Here is a 1,890-nt window from a genome sequence, read left to right as displayed (position 1 = left end):
TGCCGCTAATGCTCATTAACCGTAATGTAAACGCGCGGTTTGTCACTTATCATCAATCGGTGCAATGTTTCGCTTCAAGACTTTCTCAAGATGGCGACCTTTTATCTTGATCACTTGCAAAGTCATGGCATTGTATTTCACTTTGATCAGGTTGTTTTCTGCACTGAGCAGCTTTAATTCATACTCCCAGATATCATCATCTTCATCTAACTCCACCTCGATAATCCGGCCATAGAAATCTTTCTCAACCTGAGCCAGCAATGCACTATATGGTTGTATCAGCCCTGCTTGAGTTGCTGCCAGTGCGGTATCTTGCACGTCATCATCAAACTCTAGTGGCGGAGGGGCATGATAAGGCGGTAACAGATCAGCCTGTGCCTGCATCGGCATAGCAAAGCTTAACGTCACTGCCAGCAATAGCGCCTGTAATATCGCTAATAGTTGTGCTGATAATTCAGTGTGCTTCATGAAATGACTCATCTGATCCGTAACAGCCGGTAGCGGCAAGGTTTCCTGATATTTTCCGTTATATACAGGATCACTTATACAGAAAATAACATGCACCATTACCGCTCTGTTTTTACCCGTTATAACCGTATTACCGATTACAGCAGTTGAATACGTTTAGCTTCAAGTTCTGACTTAGTGATACCGGTTTCATATTCCCCGTACAAGCGCACTTTGGTTTTCTCGGTAACGCCTTGTGGCATGACGACATCATGGTCAATTTCCACAGTAATCTGCTGTTTTCCATCACTAAATGTGTAGTGTTTGGCATCAACCTGACTGGTTAAATAGCCATCCATCACGACATTATGGTCTTTAAACGGCGTTTTCATTGCCTGTAATTCTGCAATAGTGGTGGTTTTCACCGGCCCCTGATAAGCATTTTGGCTGACTGCCGCTGGAATATTAGTTGTGTGGTGATCGGCAGCCATTGCAGAAGCAGAGGTCAGCAGTAATACAGCGGTAACGATAGCAACAGGTTTCATGGTGTACTCCTCAAGTAGTTGATAGGAGTATTAAACACCTTGTTGCCTTAATCTGAGCTGAGGAATTTATTCATATTCCGTTCATTTTTGTAAATGAATTCGTCATTGCTGCTCGCTATTAGGCTTAAAGATCTGCCATTCTAGCGGGCTGTTATTAAACTCTGGTTTTTGTTTGATACAGCGCATTACGTTATTTCCAACATCCAGCAATGCACCTTCTGAGTAACGCTGGTCAGCATAATAGCAGGCAGAACCTTGCATTAACGCTCCACTGTCAATATTGAGCTTGATACGGTCAGAGTTTCCCCAGCGTGTTGTGCTGGTGTTGGCTTCGGTTGTTGACGTCAGTGAGTCAGCATCTGCTGCAATCAGGTTATTTGAGAGCATTTGATTGCGGTTTCCGGTGCTAAATACCGTACTATTTTGCATTCCCTGCACACCGGTTGTTACAACGTCTGCATAGGTTGTACTACTGAATCCACCGCCAAGCAGTATGCAATAACAAGCCACCCGCCACCCACGTGTGCCAATAACATGCCGGAATAAAAACAGGGGTAATTTTCGCCATATCTGTAACTGTGCTAACGGTTCAGAGCGCAAAATCTGAGACATAAAAACTCCTTTTCATGAGATACTTTTCATCGTGTATTTTCATAAGATCGAAGACAAAGCATCAGCCCTGACTCTTTTTACCTGCCGTACTGCGTTTGGCGGGTGTTTTTTTGCTGCGGCTACTGGCCACCGTACTCTGCGCTGTTTTTTTAGTGCTCGCACGTTTTACTGTACCCGTGCGTTTACGAGAGTGTGTTGTGTTTTCTGCCACCGCAGATTGCATTTGTTGGATACCGCTTAGTGCCTGTGGTGTACGTGACTGTCTAGCCTTTTCAATGAGTTGCTG

At 44.5% G+C, this 1,890-nt stretch carries 4 protein-coding genes; all 4 read right to left on the bottom strand.

What is annotated here, in order from left to right; all coding sequences use genetic code 11:
• Positions 1-42 precede the first annotated feature (42 nt).
• Positions 43-468, bottom strand: a complete 426-nt coding sequence (locus tag ACRC27_RS14340; protein ID WP_438622976.1) for a PepSY domain-containing protein — start codon at positions 466-468, stop codon at positions 43-45.
• Between the two features lie 137 nt (positions 469-605).
• Positions 606-992, bottom strand: coding sequence for a YgiW/YdeI family stress tolerance OB fold protein (locus ACRC27_RS14335; protein ID WP_438640193.1), 387 nt, complete (start codon positions 990-992; stop codon positions 606-608).
• A gap of 102 nt (positions 993-1,094) precedes the next feature.
• Positions 1,095-1,604, bottom strand: a complete 510-nt coding sequence (locus tag ACRC27_RS14330) for a DUF1496 domain-containing protein (RefSeq protein WP_438640192.1) — start codon at positions 1,602-1,604, stop codon at positions 1,095-1,097.
• A 61-nt stretch (positions 1,605-1,665) separates the two neighbouring features.
• A partial coding sequence (locus tag ACRC27_RS14325) for a hypothetical protein (protein WP_438640191.1) occupies positions 1,666-1,890 on the bottom strand: 225 nt, incomplete at its 5' end.

Source organism: Plesiomonas sp., assembly GCF_051650925.1.
GTDB lineage: Bacteria > Pseudomonadota > Gammaproteobacteria > Enterobacterales > CAMTGL01 > Plesiomonas.
The sequence above is the reverse complement of the archived record's forward strand: the minus strand, read 5'-3'. Positions and strand labels throughout refer to the sequence as shown.

What these genes read in the sequence shown, in the direction of transcription:
- ACRC27_RS14340 (WP_438622976.1), bottom strand. Translation starts at nt 468, where the DNA reads ATGAAGCACACTGAATTATCAGCACAACTATTAGCGATATTACAGGCG.
- ACRC27_RS14335 (WP_438640193.1), bottom strand. Translation starts at nt 992, where the DNA reads ATGAAACCTGTTGCTATCGTTACCGCTGTATTACTGCTGACCTCTGCT.
- ACRC27_RS14330 (WP_438640192.1), bottom strand. Translation starts at nt 1,604, where the DNA reads ATGTCTCAGATTTTGCGCTCTGAACCGTTAGCACAGTTACAGATATGG.